This window comes from Calditrichota bacterium, from assembly GCA_013151735.1.
GTDB lineage: Bacteria > Zhuqueibacterota > JdFR-76 > JdFR-76 > BMS3Abin05 > BMS3Abin05.
The window spans coordinates 1-23,720 of record JAADHR010000080.1; the positions used below are offsets into that span (position 1 = coordinate 1).

Annotated in this window: 21 protein-coding genes; 1 reads left to right on the forward strand and 20 read right to left on the reverse strand. The window is 48.7% G+C overall.

All coding sequences use genetic code 11. From position 1 onward, the window contains the following. Positions 1–208 precede the first annotated feature (208 nt). The 20 genes from lipA to GXO76_05570 form a co-directional block, all read right to left on the reverse strand. Positions 209–1,057 (reverse strand): lipoyl synthase, encoded by an 849-nt coding sequence (gene lipA / locus GXO76_05475; GenBank protein NOY77302.1) that lies wholly within the window; start codon positions 1,055–1,057, stop codon positions 209–211. Positions 1,058–1,141: 84 nt separating this feature from the next. Next, positions 1,142–2,407, reverse strand: a complete 1,266-nt coding sequence (locus GXO76_05480; protein NOY77303.1) for a 2-oxo acid dehydrogenase subunit E2 — start codon at positions 2,405–2,407, stop codon at positions 1,142–1,144. 100 nt (positions 2,408–2,507) lie between these two features. Beyond that, entirely contained in the window at positions 2,508–3,434 is a 927-nt protein-coding gene (trxB, locus tag GXO76_05485; protein ID NOY77304.1) for a thioredoxin-disulfide reductase, read from the reverse strand. A gap of 39 nt (positions 3,435–3,473) precedes the next feature. Continuing rightward, positions 3,474–3,728 carry a hypothetical protein gene (locus tag GXO76_05490; GenBank protein ID NOY77305.1) on the reverse strand — a complete coding sequence of 85 codons (255 nt, stop codon included), beginning with the start codon at positions 3,726–3,728 and terminating at the stop codon, positions 3,474–3,476. Positions 3,729–3,739: 11 nt separating this feature from the next. Beyond that, entirely contained in the window at positions 3,740–4,714 is a 975-nt protein-coding gene (locus GXO76_05495; protein NOY77306.1) for an alpha-ketoacid dehydrogenase subunit beta, read from the reverse strand. Positions 4,715–4,743: 29 nt separating this feature from the next. Continuing rightward, positions 4,744–5,769 carry a thiamine pyrophosphate-dependent dehydrogenase E1 component subunit alpha gene (locus tag GXO76_05500; GenBank protein ID NOY77307.1) on the reverse strand — a complete coding sequence of 342 codons (1,026 nt, stop codon included), beginning with the start codon at positions 5,767–5,769 and terminating at the stop codon, positions 4,744–4,746. Further along, positions 5,732–6,508: a lipoyl(octanoyl) transferase LipB gene (gene lipB / locus GXO76_05505; GenBank protein ID NOY77308.1), complete on the reverse strand. Its 777-nt coding sequence runs from the start codon at positions 6,506–6,508 to the stop codon at positions 5,732–5,734. Before lipB ends, GXO76_05500 begins: the two co-directional genes overlap by 38 nt. Before the next feature lie 255 nt (positions 6,509–6,763). Next, positions 6,764–8,062: a peptide MFS transporter gene (locus tag GXO76_05510; protein NOY77309.1), complete on the reverse strand. Its 1,299-nt coding sequence runs from the start codon at positions 8,060–8,062 to the stop codon at positions 6,764–6,766. Positions 8,063–8,546: 484 nt separating this feature from the next. Then, positions 8,547–9,467, reverse strand: coding sequence for a diacylglycerol kinase family lipid kinase (locus GXO76_05515; protein ID NOY77310.1), 921 nt, complete (start codon positions 9,465–9,467; stop codon positions 8,547–8,549). 1 nt (position 9,468) lies between these two features. Then, positions 9,469–11,166, reverse strand: coding sequence for a glycerol-3-phosphate dehydrogenase (gene glpD / locus GXO76_05520; GenBank protein NOY77311.1), 1,698 nt, complete (start codon positions 11,164–11,166; stop codon positions 9,469–9,471). A 143-nt stretch (positions 11,167–11,309) separates the two neighbouring features. Continuing rightward, on the reverse strand, positions 11,310–12,977 hold the full coding sequence (locus GXO76_05525; GenBank protein ID NOY77312.1) for an FAD-binding oxidoreductase: 1,668 nt from the start codon (positions 12,975–12,977) through the stop codon (positions 11,310–11,312). 531 nt (positions 12,978–13,508) lie between these two features. Further along, positions 13,509–14,900 carry a dihydrolipoyl dehydrogenase gene (gene lpdA, locus GXO76_05530; GenBank protein NOY77313.1) on the reverse strand — a complete coding sequence of 464 codons (1,392 nt, stop codon included), beginning with the start codon at positions 14,898–14,900 and terminating at the stop codon, positions 13,509–13,511. A 257-nt stretch (positions 14,901–15,157) separates the two neighbouring features. Then, the gene (frr, locus tag GXO76_05535) at positions 15,158–15,715 is read right to left on the reverse strand and encodes a ribosome recycling factor (protein ID NOY77314.1); all 558 of its coding nucleotides are present in this window, start codon (positions 15,713–15,715) and stop codon (positions 15,158–15,160) included. Next, positions 15,705–16,436 (reverse strand): UMP kinase, encoded by a 732-nt coding sequence (locus GXO76_05540; protein NOY77315.1) that lies wholly within the window; start codon positions 16,434–16,436, stop codon positions 15,705–15,707. Before GXO76_05540 ends, frr begins: the two co-directional genes overlap by 11 nt. 117 nt (positions 16,437–16,553) lie before the next feature. Then, entirely contained in the window at positions 16,554–17,147 is a 594-nt protein-coding gene (gene tsf, locus GXO76_05545) for a translation elongation factor Ts (protein NOY77316.1), read from the reverse strand. 143 nt (positions 17,148–17,290) lie between these two features. Beyond that, positions 17,291–18,052: a 30S ribosomal protein S2 gene (gene rpsB / locus GXO76_05550; GenBank protein ID NOY77317.1), complete on the reverse strand. Its 762-nt coding sequence runs from the start codon at positions 18,050–18,052 to the stop codon at positions 17,291–17,293. Positions 18,053–18,144: 92 nt separating this feature from the next. Beyond that, entirely contained in the window at positions 18,145–18,537 is a 393-nt protein-coding gene (gene rpsI / locus GXO76_05555; protein NOY77318.1) for a 30S ribosomal protein S9, read from the reverse strand. A gap of 30 nt (positions 18,538–18,567) precedes the next feature. Next, the gene (gene rplM, locus GXO76_05560; GenBank protein NOY77319.1) at positions 18,568–18,984 is read right to left on the reverse strand and encodes a 50S ribosomal protein L13; all 417 of its coding nucleotides are present in this window, start codon (positions 18,982–18,984) and stop codon (positions 18,568–18,570) included. A gap of 166 nt (positions 18,985–19,150) precedes the next feature. Continuing rightward, positions 19,151–20,284, reverse strand: a complete 1,134-nt coding sequence (locus tag GXO76_05565; GenBank protein NOY77320.1) for an N-acetyltransferase — start codon at positions 20,282–20,284, stop codon at positions 19,151–19,153. Between the two features lie 276 nt (positions 20,285–20,560). Next, positions 20,561–21,745 (reverse strand): pyridoxal phosphate-dependent aminotransferase family protein, encoded by a 1,185-nt coding sequence (locus tag GXO76_05570; GenBank protein NOY77321.1) that lies wholly within the window; start codon positions 21,743–21,745, stop codon positions 20,561–20,563. A gap of 434 nt (positions 21,746–22,179) precedes the next feature. Between GXO76_05570 and selD the strand changes: the two genes are divergently transcribed. Next, a complete protein-coding gene (gene selD / locus GXO76_05575; GenBank protein NOY77322.1) occupies positions 22,180–23,244 on the forward strand; it encodes a selenide, water dikinase SelD in 1,065 nt (354 codons plus the stop codon). The last annotated feature ends 476 nt before the right edge of the window (positions 23,245–23,720 follow it).

A 23,720-nucleotide genomic window follows, 5' to 3' on the forward strand; every position in this document is an offset into this window, starting at 1 on the left:
CCTCTTGTTATTAATGGCACAGAAAAACACCCCTCAGCAGAATCGGGACAAATTCGGCAAAAATTCCGGCAGCGGTTTTGGTAATTCAAATTAGTTTAATTTGCCTTTACCGGAACGTCCCATCCGGCAAGAAAATCCGCTAAGAACCGCTTTGAAACGACGGACCTGATTGTTCCCGAATTGAGATAAAAAACACGTCTGCGGCGTTTCAAACCATCTGTTCGTCCGCATGGTAAGAGCTTCTCACGAGCGGCCCCGATTCCACAAATCGGAATCCCATTTTCAGTCCCTCTTCCCTGTACATCTGAAATTCATCCGGGTGGACGAAGCGATCCACCGGCAAGTGTGCTTTTGTCGGCTGAAGGTACTGGCCGATGGTCAGAATGGCACAGTCAATTTTGCGTAAATCACGCATCACGTCCAACACCTCTTCCGGCGTTTCACCCAGTCCCACCATGATCCCCGATTTTGTGACAAGCCCCTGGCGGCGGGACTCCTCCAGAACCCGGAGAGACCGCTCGTATTTTGCCTGGGGGCGCACGTCTTTGTACAGGCGGGGAACCGTTTCCACATTGTGATTGAGAATAGTGGGACGCGCATCAATCACTAATTTTAATGAATCTGCGTCGCCCTGGAAATCCGGGATGAGCACCTCCACCCGGCAGCCCGGAGATTTCTTGCGAATCTGCCGGATGGTTTCGGCGAAAATTCCGGCCCCGCCATCCTTTAATTCATCCCGATTTACGCTTGTGATTACCGCGTGCCGGAGCTTTAACTGCTTCACCGCCTCGGCCACACGGAAGGGCTCCAGCTCGTCTAATTCCGTCGGACGTCCTGTTTTCACGGCGCAAAACCGGCAGCTGCGCGTACAAATATCCCCTAAAATCATAAAGGTTGCCGTTCGCCGTCCCCAGCATTCGGCCATATTGGGACAACGCGCACTCTCGCAAACCGTGTGCAAATGGTGCGTATCAACAATGGCCTTCACCTCGTGGAAGGTCTCTCCATGCGGCAACCGAACCTTTAGCCAATCCGGCCGCCGGGCTGCATCTGGCATTTTATCCTCACACCGTTATTTTTAGACAGGATTTACAGGATCTTTCGTGTTGAAAACGCTTTGAAAAAAATCCTGTCCATCCTGTCACTTATTTACAGAATAATTCTCCAGTAACTCCACAAAACGTTTCATGAACTGCCCGCCTGTGGCCCCGTCAATCAACCGATGGTCGTAGGTAAGAGACGGATACATTATCCACCGAATGGCGATGGCATCATTTACAACCACCGGCCGCTTTCGTGCGGCGCCGATTCCGAGAATGGCTGCATTGGGTTGATTAATAATCGGCGTCCCCAGAATCGTGCCAAATACGCCATAATTGGTAATCGAAAACGTACTGCCGGTCACCTCATCGGGGGACAACTGCTTCGTGCGCGCCCGGTTCGCCAAATCCGCCACCGCACGGGCAATGCCAAGAAAATTTTTCTCTTCCGCATGCCGAATAACGGGCACAACCAACCCATTCTCCACAGCCACCGCTATCCCGATGTGAATGGATTTGTGGTACACAATGTTTTCACCGTCGATGGACGCGTTCACAATCGGGAATTCTTTGAGCGCCTGAACAGCCGCTTCCACCACAAAGGCGGTGAGTGTGAGCGGAACCTGTTCTTTTTCTCTGAACTCCTCTTGTTCCTTTTCAATGCGTTCCATAATTCCGGTAATGTCCGCCTCGTGTACGGATGTCACGTGGGGGGCCGTGAACAGGCTCTGGGTCATGTGCCGGGCTATGGCCTTTCGGATATGATTCATGGGAACGATTTCATCTTCAGCGGAATGAAGAATCGGCTGATTCGCCACATCGGCTATTTTTTCGGAATAAGCCTGCGGCGCCTCTGCAATACCGAAGCCTTCCCGCCTGCGGGCAATGTAATCCAGAATGTCTTTTTTGGTCACCCGGTTTCCGGCACCGGAACCGGGAATCGCCTCCAGCATTTCGGCCGTAAGACCTTCCGAATTGGCAATGGCCCGAACCACCGGCGAATAAAACCGTTTTCCGGTTTTCCGCCCCGTTTCTTTTCTGACTGCTGATGGTTTTTTTTCGAATCTGATTTCGGCCCGTTCTGAGGAAACCGTTGTTTCCGGAACGGGCTGTTCCGGTTCTTCTGCCTCTTCCGATTCAATTCGCGCAATCACCGTTCCCACCGGAACCGTTTCTCCTTCCGGAACCAGAATTTCCACCAGTTTCCCCTGCGCTGGCGATGGAATCTCCGTGTCCACCTTATCGGTTGAAATTTCCAGTAAGATTTCATCCTTCTCAACCCAATCACCGGCTTTTTTCAACCAGGTAACAATGGTTCCTTCGGCCACGCTTTCCCCCATCTGGGGCATAACGACATCGATTTTCATAAATTGCCCTTATTTCCGTTACCTGTTTTTTGGAGAATTACATCTCAATCCGGGAATTCTCTTGTGTTTTAGCGGCACTGACTCGCTTCATATAAACCATTCAATCCTGTTCACCCAAAAAGTGTTCGGCATCCAGAGCAGCCATACAGCCGGTTCCCGCCGCCGAAATCGCCTGGCGGTAGACAGAATCCTGTACATCGCCCGCAGCAAACACACCCGGCACAGAGGTTTTTGTGGATTTGCATTCGGTTCGGATATACCCCTTTTCGTCCATGTCCAGTTGCCCCCGGAACACCTGTGTATTGGGGGTGTGCCCGATGGCGATAAAAACACCATTCGTTGCATAATCAAAAACCTCACCCGTGACTCTATTCTTCAATCGAATTCCCGTTACGCCGTCCTCTTTCGTGCCAAGAATATCCGTGACAACGGTGTTCCAGATAAACTGAATTTTGTCGTTTTTAAGTGCTTTTTCCTGCATGTAGCGGGAGGCCCGCAACTGATCGCGGCGGTGCACGACGGTTACCTTTGTGGCAAAACGGGTTAAATAAATGGCATCTTCCATCGCAGAGTCTCCGCCGCCGACAACAACAACCTCCTGATTCTTAAAGAAAAACCCATCGCACGTGGCACAGGCGGACACGCCGAATCCCCGCAGTTCCTTTTCCGATTCCAACCCCAGCCAGTTGGCCGATGCACCGGTTGCAATAATCAGGGCATCTGCCAAAACGGTTTCTTCACTCAGCTGAACCGTGAACGGGCGCTTGGAGAGATCCACGCTCTCCACATGATCCCGCAAGAATCCTGTACCAAAGTTTTCAGCCTGCTCCCGAATAGCCATCATGAGCTGCGGCCCCAGAATACCCTCGGGAAAACCCGGGAAATTCTCCACGGTTGAGGTAATCATCAGCTGCCCGCCGGGCTCCACCCCTTCCACTACCAGGGGGTCCAATTGGGCCCGAGAGGCGTAAATGGCCGCCGTTAATCCGGCCGGTCCGGAACCGAGAATCACCAATTTGTACCGCATGGTTTTCTTCATTCCATTTGTCATGCTACGCCACACCTCCTACACTTCAAATTTTTCGCCGGTAATCGCCTGATCAACATCCCGTTGCGCTATTAGATCTTCGAGCTGCTTTTCCAATTTTTCTTTGTGCAACAGTTCTTCCTTTGCCAGTTCTTGCAGAAGTTTTTTCTCCGCGGGGGTAACTGCCTTGGCCAGAGCCTCCATGTAAAAGTGGTAGGATTGCTCTTCCCGCTCGATGGCAACCCCTAAAATATCCTTTAGCGAAAGCCATTTTTGTTGATCTGTATTTGACATTGTCACCATCCTCAGTAAGCCATCAGGTTACGCGCCGCTTCCGCAATCTTTTCCGGATTGGGCATGTAAAATTCCTCCAGCGGGGGGCTGAAGGGCACGGGCGTATCCAGCGAAGCTATCCGCCGCACGGGTGCGTCCAGGAACTCAAACCCTTCATCCGCAATAACGGCTGCAATTTCCCCTCCAAATCCGCCGGTAAGGGGCGCCTCGTAAGCCACAAGCACCCGGCTCGTTTTTTTCACCGATTCGAGAATCCGGTCTTTGTCGAACGGAAGGAGGGAACGCAAGTCCACCACTTCCACTGAAATACCCTCCTTTTCCAGGATCTGCGCGGCTTCCAGGGAATAGTGAACCATGGCGCCATACGTAATGATAGACATATCCTGTCCTTCCCGCTGAACTTTGGCCTTGCCAATGGGCACGATAAAATCCTCATTCGGAAGCGTTTCCTTAATGCGCCGGTACAAGTATTTATGTTCAAAGAAAATAACGGGATTGTTATCACGAATGGCTGCCTTGATGAGTCCCTTCGCATCGTAAGCCGTGGACGGCGCCACCACTTTTAATCCGGGCACCTGTGTGAACCACGCCTCCGGATTTTGGGAATGGTAGGGTCCGCCGTGCACATTTCCCCCGGACGGGCAGCGAATGGTCAGCGGAACAACGGCTCCGTAACGATAGTGAGCCTTGGCCACATTGTTCACAATTTGCGTGAAGGCATTGGTCGAAAAATCGGAGAATTGGATTTCGGCCACCGGGCGCATCCCCATGACGGCCGCACCCATGGCGGCTCCAATGATTGCCGACTCTGAGAGCGGGGTATCGATGATTCGTTCTTCGCCAAATTCTTCCACAAGCCCCTTGGTTACTTTAAAAGCGCCCCCGTACACGCCGATATCCTCGCCAAGCAAGAACACCCGTTCATCGCGCAGCAGCTCTTCCCGCAATCCCTGTTTAATGGCTTCCAGATAGGTTGTTTCTGCCATTTATGTTGTCCTTTTTCAATTTGGTTTTTTTATTCCACCGGCGCGTAGACATCCTCAAGCGCCTGCTCTCCGCGCGGAAACGGGCTCTTTTCTGCAAAATCCACCCCATCATCCACCTCTTTTTTTACCCGGGCCTCTATTTCTTCCCGCTCATCGGATGTCCAGAGCGTGTTTTCAGTAAGAAAACGTTCGTACTGCTGAATCGGATCCCGACCCTTCCACGTTTCCAACAATTCCGGCGGAACATACGCGTGGTCATCGTGCTCAGAATGTCCCCGCATCCGCATGGTTTTAGCTTCAATCAGGGTGGGCCCCCGACCGGCACGCGCCCGCTCCACAGCCTCCCGGCAAACTTTAGCCACAGCCAGAACATCATTTCCATCGACTATCACGCCGGGAATCCCGTAGCCGGCTGCCCGGTCTACCAGATTTTTGGCCGCTGTTTGTTTGGAAATAGGTGTGGAGTACGCAAACTGATTATTCTCAATCACCAAAACCATCGGCAGTTTGAGGGCGCCCGCGAAATTCAATCCTTCGTGAAAATCGCCCACATTGCTTCCGCCATCCCCCACAAAGGTGAGGGCGACGCGATTTTTCTTCTGCAATTTACTTGCCAGCGCCACACCGGCTGCCACCGGGATCATCGCTGCCAGATGGCTGATCATTCCCACTATCCCCCGGCTCAGGTCGCCGTGGTGCATATTACCATCGCGGCCGCGGGTGACTCCGGCCTCTTTACCCAGATATTGTGCCAGGATACGCTCAACGGTTTGGCCCTTCACCAGATGTGCCCCCATATCCCGATGCATGGGCAAAAGAATATCCTCTTCACCCAGAACGAATGTGCTCCCAACCGAAATGGCTTCGTGTCCAATGCCGGAGTAAACGCCGCCCAGAATTTTCCCCTGTCGGTATAAATTAATAACCCGCAATTCGATTTCACGGGATAATTTCATGAAATAATAGAGATTTAAAAAATCCTCATGAGAAAATTCCAAGGAAGGAATATCGTCTTTTCTAAATGTAATTGGGTTTTCTTTTTTTGATTTCGGCATAACCGTCCTCTTTTATCATTTCGTCTTTTTGAGAGCTCTGACGCTCGTCTTCCCCGCTCTTTACAATCCAGTCCGGGGCCTCCTGCAAAAATCCGTTGAAAACGTCGCGAAAGGCGTTTTTCACTTCTTCCCGAACCGCACCCAAATCCAGCGGGTGCCCGAGAATTTTCTCCATGGAGGTGACCTTTTTATCCCGAATGCCGCACGGCACAATCCAATCGAAAGAATCCAGATTGGTGTTCACATTCAAAGCAAAACCGTGGCTGGTAATCCAGCGCGATACCCGAACCCCAATGGCCGCGATTTTCTCGTTTTGAACCCAGACACCCGTGTACCCGGGCAGCCGGTCTGCCGCAATTCCAAAGGGCTTTAGAGAACGAATCAGGACGTCTTCCAGCGAACGCAGGTACACCAGCACATCCGGCCGGTGATTCTGGAGATCGATAACGGGATACCCAACCAGTTGTCCCGGCCCATGAAAGGTTACGTCCCCGCCGCGGTCTACGGAAAAAAGGGCAATGCGGCGTCTTACACGTTCCGCCGGATCGATGCGCAGATTTTCAGCATGGGCCGTTCTGCCGAGGGTGATCGTAGGCGGATGCTCAACCAAAAGCAGGGTGTCCGGAATCTCCCCTTGTAGTCGAAGCTGAACCAGCCTCTTTTGCAGTTTCCACGCCGTCCCGTAATCCAATTTTCCAAGATTTTTAAACCAAAGGAGACGGCTTTTTTTAGTGTCCAAGTAACTCCTCCGAACGATCTGTCTTAAATGGGAATTTAATTTAAAAAGAAATGATCAGAAATTCAAATGAATTATTCAGGGACCATTAAAGGGCAAGCTATTTATCTGTTTTTACTGTATTTTAAATATTCCCGTACCATTTCAGCCGTGCAAAGGACGCGCAAAAAAAGCCACGCACAGAACCATGCGTGGCTTTTTGGGGAGAACACATTCGGGTTCATTTTAAAACCGAATCCAAAATTCAGATCACCCGTGTCAAGCGATGGCTTCCGCCTCCTCTGCTGGCAGCGCATCAATCTCACTTCGGGTGGCATGTTTGAGCTTTTTCAGGAAAATCAGCACCAAGAAGGCCGAAAACAAACTCGCGGTAACCAGCACGGCAAAAAAGGTGCTGTGTTTCCAGGTGCCGTAAAAACTGCCGATGAAACCGGAAAGATAATTGCCGATAGCCGTGGCTGTAAACCAGCCGCCCATCATGGTTCCGCGCATGCGGGCCGGGGCAATCTTGGACACAAAGGAGAGCCCCATCGGGCTCAAAAAGAGCTCGGCAATCGTCATGACAAAATAGGTCGAAATCAACCAGGAGGGGGACAGGGAATGATTGTCCAGATTTCCACCGTCCAGAGATGCAATAACCATGATTAGAAATGCGGTTCCCGCCAGCAGCATCCCGATTCCAATCTTTGCCGGCGTGGAGGGTTCCTTGCCCCGTTTGCGAAGCGCGGCAAACATGCCGACAATCAGAGGCGTCAAGATCAAAATAAACATCGGATTAAAAACCTGGTACAATTCCGGAGAGATAATCGGCTTGGTGGCGCGATCCGCAAAAAGCGTCAGGGCGAACCCGTTCTGGTGAAATGACATCCAGAAAAAAATCACTATGGCGAAAATCGTGAGAAGTGCCCAGATGCGTTCTTTCTCCTGTTTTTTTGAAATTGTAATTTCCTGCGCCTTGTTTTCCTGGGGCCGCCGGCCTTCAACCATGTAGTATTTTTTCCCGAATTCAAAGGTGAGCAGGCTCACAACCATTCCGGCAGCAGCCACGCCGAAAGCGGCATTAAAGCTGAAGGTATTCCGCATAAAACTGGCCGCAAAGGGTGCAAACAGGGCACCCACATTTATTCCCATATAAAAAATATTGTAGCTTTCATCCTTCAACGGACTGTCGGGCGGGTAGAGATTGCCCACCAGCACCGAAATATTGGCTTTGAACAACCCATTACCCAGAACAATAACAACCAAACTCAAATAGAAGAAAAGCTCACTGGGGTGTGGAATCGCCAGCATGGCATAGCCCACGGCAAGCGTGACCGCACCCAGCATGATGGTTCGGCGATACCCCAATATCCGGTCGGCTATCCAGCCGCCGATAAGGGGAGTAAAATAAACGAATCCCAAAAACAGACCATAAATTTGGCCCATTTTGTGCTCATCCCAGCCAAAATCGTGTGTCATGTACAGAACCAAAACAGCCAGCATCGTGTAGAACCCAAACCGTTCCCACATTTCTGTCAAAAACAGGACCTTTAATCCCTTGGGGTGATTTTTTAACATCGAATTCCTCTGATTTTGTGAGTAATTAATTTTACCGAATTCAAATTCGCGTTTTTCCCGAAAACAAATTTTTGGTATTTTTGTTTTTTTACGGAGAAGATAATCTCCCTGAAAATGAAGCCCGGTTTTTTGAACCCACCCCCTGACTCCCCCTCCCTGATTTCAGGGAGGGGGCCGGAGGGAGGGTCAGAGATAGACAAATTCTGCTAAATGCTCACTAAAATGAGATGTTACACCGTGCCCATTTAGGAATAAAAAAGCAGCCTTTACCTTTCAGTGCCTTTACTAATATTTTCTGCAGTAAAATGAAAAAATACGAGTTTGGGCTTGTCATTTTTCAAAGATTTCTTTTAGTATGTTTCGTTAAAGCAGTTCCCACAAAAATTCCAGTACAACTAAATTTTTACAATCGATCCTTCTCCAAATGCAAAGGCGTTACAGTACAGGCATTCCAATTTTTCTCCAAATATTCAATCGAAAAAAATTAAATCAATATACGCAATTTTTGAGGCAAAATCAAAACTTTTAACGGAAGCGTTCCCACCAACTCGCCGTCCATATCCACGAAAACGGTTTCTTCCGACTGGGCCTCAATCCTGCGGGCCCGTGTCAGAGAAACCTTCGGATTTTCGAAATGCGTGCCCTTTCGAAGTTTGGACAGATTCAGAACGGCCTCCAGCCGCCCCACATCGCCCAGAAAAACCACATCAAAAAGGCCGTCATCCAAGAGGGCTTCCGGAGCCGGAAAAAGACCGCCTCCAAAATACCGTCCGTTGGCCACAACAATGTCGTTGAACATGCCGGACTGCCAGTTTCCGTCATCGAGCCGGTAGCGGATGTGTTTATTTTTAAATGTAAGCAACGTCGACAAGATGCCCACCAGAAACGAAATTTTCCCGCCAAATCGTTTCGTGGTGCGGTTTACCCGCTCAACCACAGCACCGCCCAGTCCGAAGTCCAGGATATTCAAAAAATAGCGTGTTTCCGTTTTATTCTCCGGGGTCAGAAATTCGGCTTTTCCCACATCAATGGTCTGCGACCGGGCCTCATTCAAATGCAGGATGGCCTGCCCGACCGTTGGCTGTTGGCCCAGCGTTTTGATAAAATCGGCACCCGTCCCGATCTCCAGAACTCCCAGTACGGCTTCCGGATTAATCAGGCCGTCCCCTTCAAAAAAGCCGTTCACGATTTCGTTGAGGGTTCCATCGCCTCCGATACCCACAATCCGCTCCGTCCCCCGGCGAAGGGCCTCGCGGGTGAGCCGGGTCGCATGCAAGGGGCTTTGCGTAAAGACAACCTCAAACTCAAAGGCGTAATTCTTTTTAAGAAGGGCTTCAATTTCGGGCCATTTTTTGCCCGTGCTTCCTCCGGCTGAAACCGGATTGACAATGAAACAGGTGTGCATATTACGTTCCTTCGCGAAAATATTGTGTCAATTGCACCTTCAATTTCAAACGATCGATTTGCCGTTGTTTCTCCTCGTCCGACCAGCCCAGGCGCGCCTGGAGTTTTTCGGCAATCTCAGGATACACGTCCAACCCCTGGTTTTTTTCCAGTGAAAAAATATGCGTTCGCCGGATAAGAAAATCGTCCAGAGCTACCGTCATTTCGTGGTCGAGAGCGTAGGTCAGTTCGCCCCACACGTGAGGCAGGTTGGGGTGAATACGTTCTTTGCCGCCGGGCGTCTTTTGAATGGCTTCCAGAATATCCGGAATGCGGGTTCCGTACGATTCCACAAAATGTTCGGCAATATCGTGAGAAAATCCCTCCTGCACAATCAGTTGTTTGACCTGCTCCTGCCGAAAATGCTCGTAGCTGGAAATATCGCCTCCGTAAAGAGGAAATTTATCCGTCAGACACCGGGGATTTTTGGGAACGATATGAAACGCTCGTTCCAGGTGTTTGGCCAGCCGATTCACCATATCCTTTGCCATCACGCGGTAGGTGGTGAGTTTTCCACCCACAATGGAGAAGAAGTTTTCGGGCGTTTCAAATATTTTGTGTTCCCGCGTGACCTCCGAAGCCGATTTTCCTTCCTCCCGAAGCAGCGGCCGCAACCCCGCAAAGGCAGATAGAATTTTATCATCCGTCAAATTGGCTTTGGGAAAATAGTAATTAAAGGATTCCAGCAGATAGTCCACATCGCTTCGCTCCGTCAGAATCCGATCGGGATCTCCCGTGTAGTCGGTGTCGGTGGTGCCCAGCAGCACCAGTGTGTTCCAGGGAATGGCAAAAATCGGACGGCCGTCCTGAATGGCAAATTGCATAAACGCGCGGGTGATGGGCAGGTCAGAATGTTTAACAATTAAATGAACGCCTTTGGTGGTGCGGACGTTGGGCGTGATATCTTTGAACAGGGTTTTCCGCACCGCATCGCTCCAGGGACCGGTGGCATTGGCGATTACCCTGGCCCGAATGGAGACCGATTCGCCCGTCAGCTGATTTCTGGCCTGCACGCCCGCCACCCGCCCGTTTTCGTAAATCGCGTCCACAGCTTTCACGTAATTGGCAATCACCGCCCCGTACTGGGCCGCCGATTGAATGGTGGCCATCACCAGACGAAAATCGTCCTCTTTGCAATCGTAATATTCGGCCCCCTTTTTGAGACCATCCTGCCGTAATTCCGGCTCCAGAATCGCCAGCTCCCGGGCCGAGACCATCCGGTGCCGGCCGATGTTTTTGGTGAAGGCTAAAAGATCGTACAGCCACATTCCAATATGAATCAAAAATGGCGACTCAGCCGAATTTTCATAAATCGGGAGCAGACATTTTGTAGGATGGACAATGTGCGGCGCAATATCCATCAGCGTTTTTCGTTCGACCAGGGCTTCGTGAACCAGCCCAAACTCCCGCTGCTTAAGATACCGGAATCCCCCGTGCACCAGCTTGGAGGATTTACTGCTGGTTCCGGCCGCGAAATCATCCTTTTCAATCAACGCCGTTTTATATCCCCGGAGCGCGGCATCTCTGGCAATCCCCGCGCCGGTAATTCCTCCTCCGACAACCAGGATATCAAAAGAATCCGTTTCCATTTTTTGAATATTTTGATTGCGAATTTCAGGTGAAAAGTCCAGGCTCTCGGCCAGTCCATCAGGTGGTTTCATGGGCATTTCCTGTTTTTGTGATCATAAGCAGACTGTTTCATTCGCGCAGATGCGGTATCTTACAAAGATTCCATTTCCACACCATTCGTGTGTAAAAAGGGATTGGCTCCATCCAAAGGGTTGCAGTTTTAGGATCATTGGTTTTAGTCATCCGGCAAAAGTTTTTTCGGATTCATGAGTCCTTCCGGGTCCAGCGCCTGCTTCAATTTTCGGATAATTTCCACGCTGGACGTCCCGAGTTCAGGGAGCAGCCACGGCCTGTGATCCAAACCAATGCCGTGGTGATGGCTGATGGTGCCCCCATTTTGAACAATGGCATCCGACGCGGCACGCTTGATCTCCCACCACTCATTCAGTTCCTTACCCGCATGCGGCGTGGCCAAAATAATAAAATAAAGGGATGCCCCGGTCGGGTACACATGGGACAGGTGGACGGTTACAACACCCTTGATTCCCAGTTTTTTAAATGTTCCCAAAATGGCCTTTCGACCGGCCTCGTACAAATGTTGGAAGTTTTCCCATTCGGTGGCCGTTTCCAGCGTATCCACCAAAATGTCGTAATTCATCAGGATATCGCGCAGATAGGGGTTTTCGAAACGGTGATCGTACCATTGCCGGGCCGTCTTTTCTCCGAGATTGAAAGGCCTGTACGTGCGAATAATTTTCCGAATTTGCCGCCATTCCGTTTTTACGGAGGCAACCGTTCCCTCCAGCCCCAAAATCATGAAAGAACGCTGGTGAGGAAGAAATCCCCGTTTTTTAAGATAATTCAGGCCAAGGGTTTGAAATGCATTGGCCCATCGATTCGATTTCTCCTCAAGAAGAGAAAAGACAAAATCGGTTTCTTCTGCATCCGAAAGACGGATGGTTGCCGGACGCAGGCCGCTTTGCAGAATCTTTTGGACGGCCGCGGCACCCTCGTCAAAGGAACGGAAAAGAAGGGCCGTGTACTGTTTTCGTTCGGGAAGCGGTTTCAACCGAACGCGCACCCGGGAAATCACGCCCAGAATTCCTTCCGATCCCAGAATGAGTTGATCCAGATCGGGCCCGTTGGCGGCCGCAGGAACGTGAGGCGTTTCAAGCATCCCGGAAGGGGAAATCAACCGGATGCTCTCAACCATGTCCTCAATTTTACCATATTTCGTGGATTGCTGGCCTGCGGAACGCGCAGCCACCCAGCCGCCCAGGCTGGAGAATTCAAAGGATTCCGGATAGTGCGCCAGGGTGAGCCCCTTTTTCTGAAGCTGTTGTTCCAGCTCCGGCCCCCGAATCCCTGCCTCGCAATCGGCCAGCAGCGACTGCCGATCAAGGGTGAGGATGCGGTTCATTCGTTTCAGATCCACGGCGGCCAAACCGGCCTGCCCCTTTGAAGAAACGGCCTCCACACCGCCAACCACGCTTGTGCCTCCTCCCCAGGGAACAAGAGCCACTCTGTTTGTCGCCGCCCAGTTTATGATTCCTTCTATTTCTGTTTCATTCTCAGGAAACAAAACAACATCCGGAACCTGTGTCATTATTTTTTTCCGGATGCGAATCAAATCGTGGTAGCTTTTTCCGTAGGCGTGAATGAGACGGGCCTCTTTAGAATGATCCATTCCGGTAACAGGCAGGATATCCTTTAGCGATTCCAGAACGGTCCCGGATAACCGGGGGGGAGAAATGGTGATGTCATCCATCGACGGGGGAGGAAGAACCGGGTGATCAGGAATATCCAAACGGGAACGTAAATAGGGCCAAAAATGAGGGCGATGGGTGAGATCGTAAGATTTGTGGACATCTCCCCAGCCCCACCACTTGGTTTCAATTTCCATTGGATCTCCAGGTTCCTTTTCGGTAACATCGACAGCCAAATGACACTTTCTTGCAACGATTTTTAAAACCGAATTCTTGAATACGTTCCATTTTTTAAGTGGGTACCCTTTATTTCAGACAGGATAAAATAAGCACCCTTTTTCTTCGGGATTTTAAATGTCGACCGTTGCGAGTTTTGCACAACTGAAGGGGAAAAAACTTTCCAGCTATGCGGTATTTTTTTACACGCATTTGTTACAAACAAATCAAGACAAAGAGCCAAGAAGTCCCCTCTATTAAGAGGGGATTTAGGGGTGTGTTATTTATGACTTTATCAAAAAATGAGATAACACACCCCGACCCGTCCGCCGACTGGCGGACGGCCCACCCCTCTTTTTAGAGGGGATTTTTATGTGAATGCGCAGAAATAACGTGTCCAATTATATAAAAAATCGTTTTTAGAATGTAGTGATTTTCATTAAGATACAAATAGTTAAACCATACTCGCGGCAACAGCCATGATTAAATAAGAGTTGGGTTTTGTCCGGACACTAAATATGAATAGCTTCTCCCAGAGCGTCCCCGGCCGCCTCCATAATGGCCTCACTCAGTGTCGGATGGCTGTGTACCGTTTTCAAAATGCTCAAATGCGTCGCTTCGTGGCTTTTGGCCAGCGTCATTTCGCCCAGAAGCTCCGAGGCATTTTCCCCGACAATATGGCCGCCCAAAAGCTCCCCGTATTTGGCGTCGAACACCAATTTCACCAGACCGGTTGTTTCGCCGCTGGCAACCGCTTTCCCGTTTGCGGTAAACGGAAATTTTCCAACCTTTACGTCGAATCCCTGTTCTCGGGCCTCCGCTTCGGTCAATCCCACCCGGGCAACCTGGGGATGCGCATACACCGCACCCGGAATTGAGTGGTAGTCCAAAGGCTTTACATCCCGCCCCGCCATGTGCTCGACGGCTATCATCCCCTCGGCAGATGCCACGTGTGCCAGGTAAGGCGGCCCGATCAAATCTCCCACCGCATAAACGGACGGAACGGAGGTCTGGTACATCTCGTTTGTGCGGATGAACCCCTTTTCGGTTTGAATGCCTGCTTTTTCCAATCCCAGATTGGCCGAATTCGGAGAGACCCCCACCGAAACCAGCATTTTCTCAGCCACAATTTCTTGTGGTCCCTTTGGAGTCTCAATTTGGGCGGTAATCGAATCCGCACCCATTTCCACACCGGTAATCTTTGAGCGCGTAAAAATCTTTATTTTTCGTTTTAAGAAGGAGCGGTGCAAAACAGTGGCAATTTCTTCGTCTTCCATCGGAAGCACGTGGGGCAACAGTTCGACAAGTGTAATTTGCGTTCCAAATGTCTGATAAAAATCGGCAAATTCAATTCCAATGGCCCCTGCCCCAACAATCAGGAGCGATTTTGGCGGCTTGTCAAGCGTTAATGCATCTGTACTGGAAAGGATGCGCACCCCGTCAAAGGGCGCAAAGGGCAGTTGATTCGGATGGGCCCCCGTCGCCAGAAGAACGTATTTGGATTTTACACGGGCCAATTCTTTTCCAGAAGCGTCCAGCACCTGTATGCTCTGGTCATCGGCCAATACTCCGGCTCCGGAGACGGTTTCGATATGATTTTTTTTGAATAGAAACCCCACGCCGCGCGACAGCTTTTCGGCGGCCTTCCGGCTTCGCTGGATAATTTTGGGGAAGTCAAAGGACAGGTTTTCCGCAGACAGGCCAAACGTGCCCGCTTTTTTCATCAGATTGTAGACCTCTGCACTTCGCAAAAGGGTTTTGGCCGGAATGCACCCCCAGTTGAGACAAATCCCGCCCAGATCGGCTTTTTCAATGACAACCGTTTTCAGTCCCAACTGTGATGCGCGTATCGCCGCCACATATCCGCCGGGTCCCCCGCCAACAACAGCCAGATCCGCTTGTATTGTTTTCATAAGGCTCCATTTTTATTTGAAAAGCAAACCCTTATATAATAAAGAAAATTTGGAATCATTTTCAAGCTAAATTTTCTTCGCTAAAAATTGAATCCTTCAAAAGCGGAGAAGAATACCATTGAGCCCGTCCGATTCCGGATGAAAAACCACACCTGACGGTGAATGTCCTTTGGCCCGAACCCAATTTCCGAATCCAGATTAAATGAAAAAACCCTCTTGCGAGGGTTTTAAAGGGGAGATCTCTATCCTTAAACTTCCATAATTTCTTTTTCTTTTTCTGCCAGGATGTGATCAATCTTTTCAATAAATTCATCGGTCAGCTTTTGTATCTTGTCCAGCTCATCATGTTCCTGATCCTCGGTCAACTCATGATTTTTCTGCGCCTTTTTAATGTGCTCATTCACATCCCGGCGAATATTGCGGATGGCAATTCGGCCCTCTTCGGCCATTTTCCGTACCAATTTCACCAGCTCTTTGCGGCGTTCCTCGGTTAATGTAGGGAAAGGAATTCGGATAATTTTTCCATCATTGGTGGGATTCAAACCCAGATCGGATTTCATAATGGCCCGTTCAATTTCACCAATCAAATTCTTTTCCCAGGGCTGCACGGACAACAAACGGGGCTCCGGAACGGTAATATTCGCCACCTGTTTTAAGGGCACCTGGCTTCCGTAATAATTCACTTTAATCATATCCAGAAGAGAGGTTGTGGCTTTTCCCGTGCGAATTTTTGCCATTTCCTCCCGGATACTCTCCAGACTTTTGTGCATTCGGGTTTCGGCATCGAGGTAGTATTTACTTTTCATAATCGTCACCTATCACTTTGGTTCCCACATTTTCTCCAAGAAGCAAAGACTTCAGATTTCCCGGTTTGGTCAAATTAAACACAATAATGGGTAATTTATTTTCCATACACAGGGTCACGGCGGTAAAATCCATAATTTTCAACCCCTTTTTGACGACATCCAGATAGGTAATGGTATCGTATTTTACGGCGTCGCTGTGCTTTTTGGGATCTGCCGTGTAAACGCCGTCCACCTTCGTGCCTTTGAGAATGGCGTCGGCTTCTATTTCGATGGCACGTAAAGCGGCTGCTGTATCGGTTGTGAAATAGGGGCTTCCCGTACCGGCTGCAAAAATCACCACACGCCCTTTTTCCAGATGGCGAATGGCCCGCCGGCGGATGAAGGGTTCGGCAACAGCCTCAATCGCAATGGCAGACTGTACCCGGGTAACAACCCCCAGTTTTTCCAGATAGTTTTGAATAGCGAGGGCATTTATGATGGTTGCCAGCATGCCCATGTGATCGCCCATCACGCGGTCAATTCCCTGATCCGAAGCGGACAACCCACGGTAAATGTTTCCACCCCCCACTACAATCCCGATTTCAATTCCCAGATCTTTGACGTCCTTGATCTCGTGCGCGACAAAACGAACCACCTCCGGATCGATACCGAAGGCTTTTTTCCCCATGAGGGCTTCCCCGCTTAATTTCAACAAAACGCGCCGATAGGCAAGGTCAGACATGCACGAGTTCCTTTCTCTCAGAAAAGAATCTTTTATTTTGGATTGACGATTTTGCAGGTATTTTCTCTATTTCTCAGAGAAAATAAAAAAGCCCAATAAGAATTGGGCTTTTACACTTTATTCACCAAGCTGGTAACGCACAAATCGCCGGATGACGATATTTTCACCAATCCTGGCAATTATTTCAGTCAAAAGGTCTTTAACGGTCTTTTCGGGATCCCGAATGTATCCCTGCTCCAGCAGGCACACCTCCGAAAAATACTTTTCCAGTTTGCCTTCCACAATTTTCTCGATGATATGTTCCGGCTTACCGGACGCCTTTACTTGCTCCCGATAGATATCTTTTTCTTTCTCAATAACCTCCGGCGACAAGTCATCCCGTGAAACCACCAGTGGATTCGCAGCGGCTATCTGCATGGCCACATTTTTGACGAACTGACGAAAATCTTCGGTATTGGCCACAAAATCCGTTTCACAATTGACTTCCACCAAAACGCCGATTCGGTTCCCCGGATGGATATAGGCGTGGATCATGCCTTCTTTGGCTTCCCGCCCACTTCTCTTCTGGGCGGAAGCAATCCCTTTTTTCCTCAAATAATCAACCGCCTTTTCCAGGTCTCCATTCGACTCCTGAAGCGCTTTTTTACAATCCATAATTCCAGCGCCGGTCTTCTTTCGCAACTCCATTACAAGGTTCGCACCAACTGCCATAAATTCTTACTCCTTCTATTAAAAAATGGTTTTAATCCGATAAAATGATACGTTGACTTTCCAGTAAAAAGCTCTATCGTGAATGAAAATTCCGCTTTCCGCATCAACCGACAGAAGCGATCTGGACGGAGTCCCCCGCTGATTTATTCTTCCGCAGGTGCGGTATTTTCTTCGGTCTCCACAGCAGCCGATTCCTCTTCGGCCATGTGCTGCTCAATTTCTGCAGCGGTCTGGGCTTCGATGATCGCATCGGCAAAGGCATGCGTAATCAAACCAATGGATTTAAATGCATCGTCGTTTGCAGGAATCGGAAAATCAATGGGATCGGGATCGACATTGGTATCAACCATGGCGAATACAGGAATGTTCAGTTTTCTTGCCTCGGCGATGGCAATGGCTTCTTTTTTCACATCCACCACATAAAGGGCCCCGGGCAGGATATTCATATCCTTAATTCCGCCCAGCACCTTTTCCATTTTCTCGCGTTTCCGCTCTAATTTCAGCACCTCTTTTTTCGTGAGCTTGTCGTACGTTCCATCCATGCTCATTTTATCTAAATTTTTAAGGTGCCGAATACTTTTTCGGATTGTGCTGAAATTGGTAAGGGTTCCGCCCAGCCAGCGCTCGGTCATATAAAATTGCCCGCTGCGTTCGGCCTCTGTCCGGATAATATCTTTAGCCTGCTTTTTGGTTCCAACAAACAGGACCTTTTCTCCACCCTGAACAATCTTTTGAATTTCCCGCAAGGCAACATTCAACAACTCAATCGTTTTTTTCAGATCGATTATGTGAATGTTGTTGCGCTCCATAAAAATGTACTTGCGCATTTTGGGATTCCACTTTCGCGAAAGATGACCAAAGTGGGCTCCCGCCATCAACAGCTTTTCCAATTTGATTTCTTGCATTCAAACTCTCCTAAATTTGAATTATTCCCGGCGAAAGGCACAAACGCCTTTCCCATGTGATGATGAATAAAAAACAGCCTGAATTCGGATGATTACCGTTTTGAAAATTGAAACCGCTTGCGGGCTTTGGGCTGGCCGTACTTTTTGCGTTCCACCATCCGCGGATCGCGCGTCAAAAACCCGGCTTTGTGAAGCCTGCTTTTAAAATCTTCGTTGACCTTTACCAATGCGCGCGAAATTCCCAGGAGGAGTGCCCCCGCCTGTCCGGTTAAGCCCCCACCCTTAACATTGGCAGAAATATCGTACTTGTCGATTGTTTCGGTCATGTTCAGGGGCTGCTCGATAACCATTTTTAGAACTTCTCGCTTAAAGTAATCCAGAAGCGGCTTTCCGTTGACTTCAATTTTTCCGCTTCCCGGGGTAACCCACACGCGGGCAATTGAATTTTTCCGACGTCCTGTAGCGTAATAGCTATTTTCCTTCATTCAAAAAACTCCTTGCTCTCCTTAATTGGTTTAAAATTCCAATGGTTCCGGCTTCTGCGCAGCGTGGGGATGCTCCACGCCTGTGTAAATTTTGACCTTTTTCAAGAGCTTTCGCCCAAGCTTATTATGGGGAAGCATGCCCCAAATGGCATGCCGCAAAACTTCTTCCGGCTTTTTTTCCAAAAGTTTTCTGGCCGTAATCTCGGTAATTCCACCCGGATAGCCAGAATGCCGATAGTATTTTTTTGCGTCCAGTTTGTGGCCGGTTAAACGAACCTTGTCTGCATTCAGGATGATGACGTTATCGCCCGTATCCACGTGCGGAGTAAAAATGGGCTTTGTTTTGCCCCGAACAATGGAGGCAACTCGTGAGGCCAGTCGCCCCAGAACCAGACCATCCGCATCAATTACAAACCATTTTTGTTCAACCTGACCGGTTTTCGCCATGTACGTCTTCACTTATTTATCCTCCAGTTCAACCCTGCACAAATTTTGAAATTCAAACTTCTAAATTTAATAATTTTTAATCGGCTTGTCAAGTTTATTTTATTCCGTTTGAAAAGATTTACGTGAAAAAACAGGGATTTCAAACGGAACCGGAAGCCCGCTTTCTCTAATTTTCCATGGATTTCTCATAAATCCGATATTTTTTATAGACCCACGAACCCAGTTTTTCAAGGGTGTGATTCATGGGCGCGTTGTCTTCCAGAATCCAGGAGAATTCTCCCTTTGTGTAGCCGTGTGCCATTCCCCGCTTGTAGGTCTCGTAATAAAAAACAGCGTCTACGCCCAAATTGCGGTATTTGTGCCGCATGCCCATAATAATGACGCGAAGCGTGTCAATTTTCCGTTTGTACCAGAGCAGTTTGATCAAGCCGGTGGGAAAAAGCCGGCCGTCCTTAACATGAATCAGCGCCTGATTGTAATCCGGAATGGCCAGGGAAAAGCCGGCCGGTTCTCCGTCAATTTCGGCAACAATGGCCAGATCGGCCACCACAATGGGTTTCAACTCCTCGGCAATATGGTCAATTTCTTCATCCGTAAAGGGAACAAAGCCCCAGTTTTTGCTCCATGCATCGTTGTAAACCATCTTGACGATTCGAAGTTCATCCTGAAAGCGTTTCATATTTGCTGAGCGAATGGTTATTTTATTGCGTTTCTGAATGAGCTCCGCAATGTGCTTTACCTTATCCGAGATGGGCACGGTTTCCCCATCCATAAAATAGGCAAACAGATCCTTGGCTTTTTTAAGGCCGTAACTTTCCATAAAATCAAGATAATAACGCGGGTTGTAAGTCATCATGATAACCGGGGGCGAATTGAATCCCTCCAGCAAGAACCCACACGAATCATTGGTTGAAGGATTCATCGGGCCGCGGAATATTTTCATTCCGCGCTCTTTGGTCCATTTTTCGGCTGCATCCAACAGGGCATGGGCAACCGCTTCATCGTTAACGGATTCAAAAAAGCCAAAAAAGCCGGTTAATTCATCGTGAAACGAGTTGTGGTTATGGTTAATAATGGCAGCAATTCTCCCAACCGGCTGCCCTTCTTTTCTGGCAATAAAATACTCCCCTTCAGAGTGTTTCCAGAAGGGATTTTTTTCCTTATCCAGCATGGTTTTCATGTCCATGATTAAAGGAGGAACCCAGTTGGGATCGTCCAGGTAAATTTTCCAGGGGATTTTAATAAAGGTTTTGAGATCTTTTTTACTTCTAACAGGTTCAATCGTAATTTGGGAGTTCATTTGAAAACCCTTTCATTTAAATGAGGTTCTTTATAAAAACAAATGCTTTAAAATCTGTTTTAAAATGCCCCTTTTAATGATAAAAAAATCACATTTTTATTTTGAGGATTAAACTCAACGACATAAAAAATTTCTGAAGTGATTAAATACGCTCATCCCCGGGACTGAGTCTTGCAGGCTGTCCCGCAAACGTTTACATCGATTAAAAAAGAAAAGGAGGATACAATCCTGCAATCCTCCCTGAAAAGATTCAGCACCCGCCCGGAAAAATCACACTCATTCGATGACACCCAAAGCCTTGCCAATTTTTTGAAAGGTTTCTAATACGAAGTCCATTTCTTCATCGGTATGCGTGGCCATGTAGCTTGTGCGAATCAGGGACATTCCCGGGGGAACAGCCGGACTGATAACGGGGTTGGCGAAGATTCCGCTTTTCCACAACTCCTGCCAGAACTTAAAGGTGGTCATATCATCGCCGATAATAATCGGAATAACCGGCGTTTGACTATTGCCTGTATTAAATCCCATTTCCTGATAGGCCTTTTTCATACGATTCGTCACGGCCCACAAGCGCTCGCGGCGGTCGGGCTCTTTTTCAATAATATCAAGCGCGGCGATCGTTGCTGCTACCGATGCCGGCGGCATACTCGCCGAGAAAATCAGGGAACGGGCACGGTGCTTAATGTAATCGATAACGACCGCATCCCCCGCTACAAAACCGCCAATGGAAGCAAAGGATTTGCTGAAGGTACCCATCACGAGGTCTACCTTGTCTTCCAGACCAAAATGTTCGGCTGTGCCGCGACCGTGCGCGCCCAGAACACCAACCGAATGGGCATCGTCAACGTAGACTTTGGCATTGTATGTTTCGGCCAATTCTACCAACCGGGGAAGATTTAAGATGTCGCCGCCCATGCTGAAAACACCGTCAGCCGCAATGAGTTTTCCGGGGATATCCTTGTGCATTTTCAACACGCGTTCCAAATCATCCATGTCGCCGTGGCGGTACTTCACCGTTTTTCCAAAAGCCAATCGACTTCCATCGACCAGGCTGGCGTGATTGTCCCGGTCTGCAAAAAGCAAGTCATCTTTTCCCACCAGTGAGGAGATAACACCCAGATTGGTTTGAAAGCCTGTCGAAAAGGTAAGCACTGCTTCGCGTTTCATGAAAGTGGTTAATCGTGCCTCCAATTCCTCGTGCAAATCCAGAGTTCCGTTCAAAAAGCGCGATCCCGTGCACCCGGAGCCATATTGATCAACCGCTTTCTTTGCCGCCTCCAGCACCTTTGGGTGCTGGGTTAATCCAAGGTAATTATTGGAACCGATCATAACAAACTTTCGGCCATCAATCATAACGGATGTTTCTGCTCCCGATTGAATGGCCTTAAAATAGGGATACCAGCCGCCCTTGATGGCTTCCTGAGCTTCCGTAAAGTTTCGACACTTATCAAATAAATCCAAAATGTTCTCCTTTTCCGGTCCTATTGAGAAAATAGATAAAATAAATTGTATAAATTTACAGAAATGTTACAATATTGTCAAGTATTTTTTTAATCCGTCTAAACCCATCGACCCATTCCGCCTTGGAAAGAAAATGCCCGCGGGTTTTATTCGGAACCATTTGGGAAAGGGTTCCAAGTCGCGTACTCGCCGCAACACGATTCGGCTTTATTCTTCATCCGGAATGGATGAGACTCTGTTTTGAACCAAGCAGCGCATTCCAGACTATCAAAATTTTTGGATAAATGTTTGGTGACCGTCAAAATTTTTATTGCATTTTTGCAAATTTATTCTTTCATTATTTTCCTGTAATTTTAAATCAGGCCTTTTTAACGTGCAAAACTCATGAGGCACAAAGGCATAATAAACCACTGGACAAATTGAAACAGGAAAACATGGGCGATAAACGACGACAAATTCGGCTGACCGAATCCGTTTCCTGCGCCGGCTGAGCATCGAAACTTAGCCTAACGGAGTTAGGTGCGATTTTGGAAAAACTCCCCCGGATTGAAGACCCGCGTCTTCTCGTAGGGATAAGTACGGCCGATGATGCCGGCGTTTTCAAATTGACCGATGAGCTGGCACTGATTCAGACGGTCGATTTTTTTACGCCCATTCTGGACGATCCTTATCTTTACGGGCAGATTTCAGCCGCTAATTCCCTGAGTGATGTCTACGCCATGGGAGGAACGCCCATTACGGCGTTAAACATAGCGGGCGTTTCCACGGGCTATTTTGATGCGGATACCCTGGCGGCCATTTTCCGGGGCGGAATTGACAAGGCCACAGAAGCGGGTGTTGTGGTTCTGGGGGGACACACCATCTCGGATAAGGAGCTGAAGTACGGGCTCTCTGTAACGGGCCTTATTCATCCGGATAGAATTATTACCAATTCACAGGCTAAAATTGGAGATGTCTTAATTTTAACCAAACCCATTGGCACCGGCATTGTGACGACGGCCCTGAAGCAGGCCAAATTGACGGAAGAGGAACTGGGCATCACCATCCAATCGATGACAACGCTCAACAAATTTGCGGCTGAGGCCATGCAAAAGATTGGCGTGCACGCCGCCACCGATGTCACCGGGTTTGGATTGTTGGGACATTTACACGAACTGCTTGCGGCCAGTGGCGTTGGAGCGGAGGTTTTTGCTCACAGCATACCCTTTGTACCGGGTGCACTCAAATACGCCAAAATCGGCACCATTCCTGCCGGTTCACGGGCCAACCAATTTTATCTGGATGATGACGAAAAGGTTCAATTGGTGGCGGATATTCCCGAAGAGCACGAAGTATTGCTTTACGATGCTCAAACATCCGGTGGACTCATCATTGCCGTTCCTCCTGAAAAAGCGGATGCCCTGCTGCAGGCCATCCGAGAGACCGACCATCCCTTTGAACCCGTCATCATTGGCCGCATCATTGAAGCCAACCCGGGTTTTATTCGCATTGTGGATTAGCCACCCGTTTTTCTGTGTTTGGATTTCCGATCAACCGGCAGCTCGATTTTATTGAAATTGTCACAACCTCTTTCAGCAGACCCGCTGTCCGAACTTTTCTCCGAATGTTTCAATCCAAAAACCCAAAAATACAATTAGTCAAGCGATTGCATACGCATCTTCTAACTTAATATGTTACAAAATCTTAAAAAATACTTGACTTTTAGCGATTTTTTATGTAAAATTAATGTCACAAAATCTATTACCCGAAAAATAGATTTTGAGGCCTTGGCGCATACGCACCAACGTTCGGTTTCTTTTTTTAAAGCGAGAAAAACTTCACGATGAAGAGACACGCTTCTCACATAAATCCTAACACGTATTCCATTCGCGCTATTTTTAATTTCACTCTTTTTTCCAATAAAACGACCGCTTTCATCTACAATTCGATTTCAAAGTAAGTAAAAAGCGAAAGGAGGTGACATTTTTACCCCAAA

Coding starts and splice junctions, on each gene's coding strand:
- lipA (NOY77302.1), bottom strand. CDS start 1,057: ATGCCAGATGCAGCCCGGCGGCCGGATTGGCTAAAGGTTCGGTTGCCG.
- GXO76_05480 (NOY77303.1), bottom strand. CDS start 2,407: ATGAAAATCGATGTCGTTATGCCCCAGATGGGGGAAAGCGTGGCCGAA.
- trxB (NOY77304.1), bottom strand. CDS start 3,434: ATGCGGTACAAATTGGTGATTCTCGGTTCCGGACCGGCCGGATTAACG.
- GXO76_05490 (NOY77305.1), bottom strand. CDS start 3,728: ATGTCAAATACAGATCAACAAAAATGGCTTTCGCTAAAGGATATTTTA.
- GXO76_05495 (NOY77306.1), bottom strand. CDS start 4,714: ATGGCAGAAACAACCTATCTGGAAGCCATTAAACAGGGATTGCGGGAA.
- GXO76_05500 (NOY77307.1), bottom strand. CDS start 5,769: ATGCCGAAATCAAAAAAAGAAAACCCAATTACATTTAGAAAAGACGAT.
- GXO76_05510 (NOY77309.1), bottom strand. CDS start 8,062: ATGTTAAAAAATCACCCCAAGGGATTAAAGGTCCTGTTTTTGACAGAA.
- GXO76_05515 (NOY77310.1), bottom strand. CDS start 9,467: ATGCACACCTGTTTCATTGTCAATCCGGTTTCAGCCGGAGGAAGCACG.
- glpD (NOY77311.1), bottom strand. CDS start 11,166: ATGAAACCACCTGATGGACTGGCCGAGAGCCTGGACTTTTCACCTGAA.
- GXO76_05525 (NOY77312.1), bottom strand. CDS start 12,977: ATGGAAATTGAAACCAAGTGGTGGGGCTGGGGAGATGTCCACAAATCT.
- frr (NOY77314.1), bottom strand. CDS start 15,715: ATGAAAAGTAAATACTACCTCGATGCCGAAACCCGAATGCACAAAAGT.
- GXO76_05540 (NOY77315.1), bottom strand. CDS start 16,436: ATGTCTGACCTTGCCTATCGGCGCGTTTTGTTGAAATTAAGCGGGGAA.
- tsf (NOY77316.1), bottom strand. CDS start 17,147: ATGGCAGTTGGTGCGAACCTTGTAATGGAGTTGCGAAAGAAGACCGGC.
- rpsB (NOY77317.1), bottom strand. CDS start 18,052: ATGCAAGAAATCAAATTGGAAAAGCTGTTGATGGCGGGAGCCCACTTT.
- rpsI (NOY77318.1), bottom strand. CDS start 18,537: ATGAAGGAAAATAGCTATTACGCTACAGGACGTCGGAAAAATTCAATT.
- rplM (NOY77319.1), bottom strand. CDS start 18,984: ATGGCGAAAACCGGTCAGGTTGAACAAAAATGGTTTGTAATTGATGCG.
- GXO76_05565 (NOY77320.1), bottom strand. CDS start 20,284: ATGAACTCCCAAATTACGATTGAACCTGTTAGAAGTAAAAAAGATCTC.